Consider the following 7075-nt stretch of genomic DNA (forward strand, 5'->3'; position numbering starts at 1 on the left):
GTAAGTGCGGTAATTGGTTGAATTTGACTGCCTGTAGCTAAGTTAATCGTAACAGGTGCGATCGGTTGACTATTTAACTGAACAGTGTAACTTCCAGTTGCACCGCCTTCCGTTGCAGTCGTGCTGGCAGGATTAATCGTAATGCCAGGAGTTTCATTATCGCTGTTGCTGGCGCTGACATCATCGGGATTGAGATTGCTGTAATTAATGTCGGTACTGACAGTGGCAGCAGTGACAATATTGTAAGTTTTACTACCATCAGCAATGCTGTCGTCAACACCAGTCAACTTTACTGTTTGCAGTTCATTCCAGTTGGCAGGCGTGAAAGTTAAACTATTGCTAGAAACTGTTCCTTCTGCGGGATTGGAACTGCTCAAATCAATGCTAACATTAGCACTGGGTTGACTGTTAAGTTTAACGGTAAATGTAGCGCTGTCGCCTGCTTCTGTCGTCACTAATCCGCTGGCAGGATTGACGGTGACTCCGGCAGTGTCATCATTACCGATCGTAGTTGTAGCGGTAGCAGCGGTAATAGTCGGAGTCGGGCCGGGCGCAACCGGATTTGACAGAGTAACAGTAATAGTTTCATCCGGTTCAATTATGGCATCGCCCAACACATCTAAAGTAAGAGTTTTCGATGTCTCGCCCGCAGCAAAATTAACCGTACCAGTAATGCTAGTTCCCCCAGAAGTGCCGCCGATATTGTTGTAATCGCTGCTGTTTGTAGCAGTTCCTCCAATTGCATAATTTACACTGCTGGCAGCATCAATCCCGCCGCTGCGAGTCACGGTAAAAGTAACGGGAGTAGTGCCACTGTTGCCTTCGGTGAGGCTGGCAGTACCGACAGCAATGGCGTAATCTATAGCGTCATTGGCCGGAATAGTTAGTGTTGTTTCTTTTGTTGTACCTGCAATCCCATCAGTAATCGTACCAAAGCTGAACACTGCTGTTTCGGCGTTCTCTGCGATATTGTCAGCTTTGACAGTGACAGCAACATTCTGAGTGAGGGTGTTAGTACCTGCGGGGAATGTGAGAGTGGCAGGTGAAAAAGTGTAGTCTGAATCTTGGGTAGCTGTACTGCTGGGGTCGATAACAATTGGTACAACTAGATCGCTGAAGGGAGTGCCGCCGCTGATGGTGACTGGGACATTAACGATGGTATCTGTTGTTCCTTCTGTGCCGCTGTAAGTGGCTGCGCCGAAATTGACCTCAACGGTGGTATTCAGCAGGATGGAGACATCGTTAGAACCGCTATTGGCGGTGGCGAGATCGGGTTTGTTGTCGGCGTTAAAATCTTTGATGGCGATCGCTTTTGGGTTTGTCCCGACAGCATAATTAATGGGGTTATTAAAGGTGCCTTGACCGGTTCCAACTAGGATAGAAACGTTGTTTGATTGATTGTTAGCAACGGCGATATCGAGTTTGCTGTCGGCGTTTAAGTCGGCAACTGCGATCGAGGTCGGACTATCGCCTCCCGCTGCGTAGTTGGTGGCATTGGCAAAGGCACCTTGACCGGTGCCAAGTAGGATGGAAATGTTGTTAGAAACGCTGTTGGTGATGGCAAGATCGAGGATGTTGTCACCGTTAAAGTCTTCTGCTGCAATGGATGTTGGATTAGTGCCAACTGCATAATTTACCGGGATTGAAAATCTGTCTGCACCAGCGCCTCCCGTGTTGAGTAGGATGGAAACGTTGTTAGAAGCACTGCTAGTGATGGCAAGATCGAGGCTGCCATCGCCGTTAAAGTCTCTCGCTGCGATCGCCGTTGGATTTGTCCCCACCTGAGATGTATATTCAGGAGTAAAAAAGTTACCTTGAGCGTTTTTTAATCCGATGACAACGCGGCCGTTAACATCTGCTACAACTATGTCTGATAAGTTGTCTGCGTTAAAATCGCCTACACCGATCGCACTGAGTCGATTTTCCCCGGCACTAAAGGAAATGGAATTGCCAAAAGTACCTTGACCTGTTCCTGGTAAAATGTAAACGTAACCATTAGGAAATTCTCCACCAGACCAGCTAGTTAGGGCTAGGTCAAGAAAATTATCATTGTTAAAAATACCCGCTACGATTGGAGTGTAACTAGACGATTGATTCACGTTGGCAGGAGTGTCAAATCCTCCTTGACTGTTCCCTATTAACATGGAAACAGCCGTTCCGCCGATCGCTAAGTCTGAGATATTGTCGTTATTAAAGTTTTCGGCAGTCAGGGATTGGGGATTTGTGCCGACAGGAAAGTTGGTTGCGGAACTGAAAGTAGACATGATTAATTTACCGATTAGTTAACAACAGTAATCTTTGATGTTTCGAGTTGTGAAACTGATGCAAATCGCACCTAAGTTGCTGGCATCAGTGTCCCGACGATCGCAAGTACAAACAGGCTGCCTCCCACAGCGATAGTTACTATATTCCATACCGAAAATCTATCGTTAGGATTGTGGTTTGGGGCTGCTAAACTGTTCAGTTCATTCACAATCTCTTGAACAGGAAGCAAAACTATTACAGATAAAAAACTAACTAGCCAGTATGGGTCTGGCAGTCGGGCACACAGCGCAAGCCCAAACCAAGCAAGAGTCAGCAAGAATGGACTAAAGTTGGCATCAATACCGCGCAATTTAGCCCTATTTCTAATTTTCGTAATCAATGAATAACAAAAAATACCGTTGAAAACAGCTCTCCAAAATGGGCTAATGTCGTCTCCTGTTGCGGCTTTGAATAGCTGCCAGTTTTTGTAAAACCAAAAAATTTGATAGAGGCCCAAGGTTACTAGGGACATCACGAACAACTTGAAACGAGAAACAGGAAAAAACATTGGTTGTGAATCTTCGTTGTTCATATCAAAAACCTCATGGGTGGATACACTACTACTCGATCGGGACTTATACCCAATGCGGTCGATTATCAGGTCGATGGTAGGGGCGGGTTCACCAACAATATCTGCTAATAGACAATTTCAAAAACCCGCCCCGGCCGCGATCGTACTGTCGAATATCGGGGCGGGTTTACAGAATCTCTCGTTTCTCTTAAAGATATCCGCGAACCCGCCCCTACAGGAATTATGGTCGATTAACCGGACATCATATCAGTCCTATTGCTATTAGATTGAGCCAAAATTTGCGACACCGATCGCACTTGCCGTCACACCATTCAGAGATGCTAAAATCTCTCCGGTTGCGGACAAGCGGATGAATGTTGAACTGTTTTCTTGAGTAATTGACAATTGCGAGAAAGTCAGACCATTACCCAAAACTAACAAGTCTTTACCAACTTCAAAGTCAGTAATAGTATCAGTACCGGAATTGGTAGATAGCAAGAATTTATCTACCCCATTCCCTCCCGTCAAACTATCACTTCCCAAACCGCCATTCAGCAAATCGTCACCGCGATTGCCAAACAAGACATCATCACCGCTACTGCCGAGTAAAGTATCGTTACCTTTGCCGCCGAAAAGAGTGTCATTCCCCACCGCACCATCGAGGGAATCATTACCCCTCAGACCCAGCAAAACATTATTTGGACTGTCGCCAGTCAGGGTATCATCGCCATTTGTACCGAGAATTCGATCGGGGGAATTGCTGCCCAAATCTGCGTCGCCGGTGACAACAGGAGTTGCAATCCCAGCAGGTAATATCACAGCTTGAATTTTGGTATCTAAAGCAGCACCAGTATTCTCAGTAACTACCTGGGAAATTGTCTTAGTTCCCGCACCAACTTCTTTGAAGTCTTGAGTAGTTGGGCCCAAAGCTACTTGTTGGACGCGGGCAAGTGATTCAGGAATTGATGTTCCTGTTGGGTTGGAGACAGCAGAATCAATGCGCTGATTGGCTGTTGCCATTACAGTCGCAGCTTGCGAGGTAATTGAGGTAACTTTTTGACTGTTGAAACTGGGGTCAATCTGCTGAATTTTCGCGGCACTTTGCTGAATGATTGGTTCTAAAGCGAGTGCGTTGCTGAGGTTTAAAACAGTGCCGGATTGAATTTGACTCGTAATTGAACTGACAACAGCTTTGACAATTTCGTTAGTAGCTGCACTGGAAGCACCGTCAATCAAAGCGCTAGTTTGAGTGATGAAGTTTTGGACTTTCACCATTGCTGCTAAGACTTGGACGCCGCCCGGTTCGTTGTTGTTGGTGGCGCCGATGGGGTCGAAATCGGTGATGTCAACATCAGCGGGAATCGCCAGAGAAGATTTGACAAGAGATTGCGCTGTTTCCGGTGCAACTCCTTTGTCGATTAAGTCAGCGACTAAGCTGGTTAAGAGGGTGACAACAGTAGAATCCGGTGGTGCGGTGACTGGTGTTTCTAGGGGTAAGCCGGTGGCGGTGTCAGTGCCTCCAAAAGCAACTAAATTACCTTCTGATGAATCAATTTCCCCATTTTGATTTTTGTCGAAAGTCTCGAAGGGAATATCAAGATCGTATTCACCGTTGGAGTCAGTAGTAGTTGATGGCTCTCCGGCATCGAGGACACCGTTTTTGTTGGCATCTAAGAAGAGAGTCGCACCGGAGATATAACCGTCAATGACAGCACCATACTTGGATAGTTTCATTAAAATGACATCACTTGCAGTTGCACCCCATGTGTCCGTTGCTGTTAATTTAATTTCCAAATTTCGGGGCCCTGGAATTGTTCCTTGGAAGGTGCGGGTATTCTGGTTGAAAGTCAGCCAATACGGTAAAGCTTCACCGTTTTTTAAAGTGGCTGAGTAGGTGAGGCTATCTCCCGGATCGGGATCTGTGAAAGTGTTTGTCGGAAAGGTGTATTTGAAGTTCCTTCCATAGCTGACTCGCAAGTTCTGGAAATGCCACGGAGTTGTATTCGGGCCGTAGTTTAACAGTGGCGGGTGATTGCCAACAATACCTTGACCCAAAGCCAGCACATCAACGCGCTTGTAATTAAAACCAGTACGGGTAACGTTATCGTCTTCGTCGTCGCCGTCATTGATAGTGACACCGGTTGATTTCAAAAGGTCGGCGAACTCGGTTGGTGTTAGTCGGCGGCCAAATTTTTGCTGTGCTAACTGTTGGGCTAATACTGCGATACCACCAATGTGGGCTGTAGCTTGACTGCTACCGTGATAGGTGCTTAAACCGCCATCTTTGTCAGCCCCGGTGATAGGTGCCCCCGGAGCAAAAATTGTGGTTAATGTCCCATTACGCTGAGAAAATGGAGCAATGCGATCGGCAGCAGTGGTATTAGCAGTTACTAAATTATTAGTGCTATTATCCTTATTTGCAAAATAATTTCCCAAAGAGGAACTACCTATATCCGAATTGTATACCGCGCTAACCGATAGCGAATTCGGATCGGCTGAAGGGTAGTTTACACCTGGAGGATTCTGGTAATGGAAGTAACGGTTGCCGGATGAAGAGGCAACAATTATATTCTTCGCGGCCAATGCTGCCAGTTCATCTCCTATACCGTAGAGTGAAGTAGGACTGGTAAAACTTTCACCGCTGCCGAATGCCATATTAACGCTGGCAATGTTGTAAGCATCTGCATTTTGCAATACCCACTGCAAGGCTTGTTCAACATACGGAAACTTATTAATTTCGTCTGAACTACCAGCAGGTATAGTATCCTTTCTGATTTTGAGGTCGATAATCTTAGCCCCTGGTGCCATCCCGGTATAGGTTGGGTCTTGGGAGGCAATAATGCTGGCAATGTTCGATCCGTGTCCGTCTTGGTCGCTAGCATCCGCGTCGCCATCGGCAAAATCGTAGTTATAAACGATGCGATCGCTAATGCCGTTTGAGTCGCTGTCAGGGCCAAAGAATGGGTGGTTTAAGTCGATGCCACTATCTAATATCGCTACAGAGAAACCGCGGCCGTCGATACCGGAAAAACCGGGTGTGGCGCGGAATTTGTCGAGATTTATTTGTGCATTGGATACACTGGCAGAGACCAACCGACCCTTTGGGTCGTTTCCGCCGTCAAAACCATAGGAATATGATGCGTCCGAGAAGCTATTAGCGCTCGGCGAACTGAATATATTAGTCTGGACGCTTCTGACAAGATTGTTGATGCCACTAATCGGAGTAAAACGCGGTGTGGCGAGGACATTATTGGCGAGGAAGTTGTTATTGATGTTGCCCGAAGAATTTCCAGTAGTTCCAGTCGTTGAAGTGGGCTGCGAAGTTGTAGCTGTGGAGGCAGGGCCTTCATATCCTGTGGTTGTGATACCGGCAAGGCGAGGCAAAGCAGACAAGTTTAAAGTGTATGGAGTCTCCGCACTATTAACTGAAGAAACTCGAATGCTGTAAGTGCCGTGTTCCAAAATCCGGTTTATTGACTTTGAAGTAGTGCCGGAGTTTTGGGCTGTTGTAATGACATTTTGATTGCTGTCCAGCAATTCAAGCTTAACATCTTCATTCACGCCATCGACTGATAAATTGAAGTCATTGTTAGCTCCTAAAGTGAATTTGTAGTAATCTGGATAATTACTACTCACTGCATCAGTATAGTTTCTGAGATTAGAAGTTGCATTGATTTTGAGGGATGTACTTGGAGTGTTTCCAGCTAAGTCTGTTGCTGGGGAATTGTTGGTAACAGCGACATCGGCTGCATTTAACCCGGAGTATTTGCTATCCGGACTAACAGCAGGGGCAGTAACAATTGTGTAAGCTTTATTGCCGTCAACAATGTTGTCGTTAACACCTGTCACTGTTACTGTCTGCGTTGAATTCCAGTTACCAGAATTGAATGTCAGCGATACAGGTGAAACTATTCCTTCTGCTGTATTGGAACTTCCTAAATCTATTTTGACATCAGCAGTAGGTGGGCTGTTGAGTGTGACATCAAATGTTGCTGTTCCCCCTGATTCTGTCGTGATTAATCCACTTACAGGATTAACGGTAATTCCAGCAGGTGTTGGGGCTGGTGTTGGGGTTGGTGTAGGAGGTGTTGGAGGGGTTGGAGGTGTGGGAGTAGGAGGTGTAGGGGTTGGAGGTGTGGGAGTAGGAGGTGTAGGGGTAGGAGGTGTGGGAGTAGGAGGTGTGGGAGTAGGAGGTGTTGGAGTAGGAGGTGTTGGAGTAGGAGGTGTTGGGGTTGGAGGTGTGGGAGTAGGAGGTGTGGG

Annotated in this window: 4 protein-coding genes; 1 reads left to right on the plus strand and 3 read right to left on the minus strand. The window is 46.5% G+C overall.

The features are described from left to right. From QT990_RS35005 to QT990_RS35015, 3 genes are all read right to left on the minus strand, one after another. A partial coding sequence (locus QT990_RS35005) for an FG-GAP-like repeat-containing protein (protein ID WP_333466362.1) occupies positions 1-2264 on the minus strand: 2264 nt, incomplete at its 3' end. Between the two features lie 71 nt (positions 2265-2335). Beyond that, on the minus strand, positions 2336-2836 hold the full coding sequence (locus QT990_RS35010) for a hypothetical protein (protein ID WP_333147929.1): 501 nt from the start codon (positions 2834-2836) through the stop codon (positions 2336-2338). A 261-nt stretch (positions 2837-3097) separates the two neighbouring features. After that, positions 3098-6664 carry a S8 family serine peptidase gene (locus QT990_RS35015; protein ID WP_333413282.1) on the minus strand — a complete coding sequence of 1189 codons (3567 nt, stop codon included), beginning with the start codon at positions 6662-6664 and terminating at the stop codon, positions 3098-3100. Between QT990_RS35015 and QT990_RS35020 the strand changes: the two genes are divergently transcribed. Then, the coding region (locus QT990_RS35020; protein ID WP_333413284.1) for a hypothetical protein at positions 6642-7075 on the plus strand (434 nt) is incomplete at its 3' end. The two genes, QT990_RS35015 and QT990_RS35020, sit on opposite strands and share 23 nt — an antisense overlap.

The sequence above is a fragment of the Microcoleus sp. T3_B1 genome, from assembly GCF_036700445.1.
In the GTDB taxonomy this organism is placed as follows: Bacteria; Cyanobacteriota; Cyanobacteriia; order Cyanobacteriales; family Microcoleaceae; genus Microcoleus.

Coding starts and splice junctions, on each gene's coding strand:
- QT990_RS35010 (WP_333147929.1), bottom strand. CDS start 2,836: ATGAACAACGAAGATTCACAACCAATGTTTTTTCCTGTTTCTCGTTTC.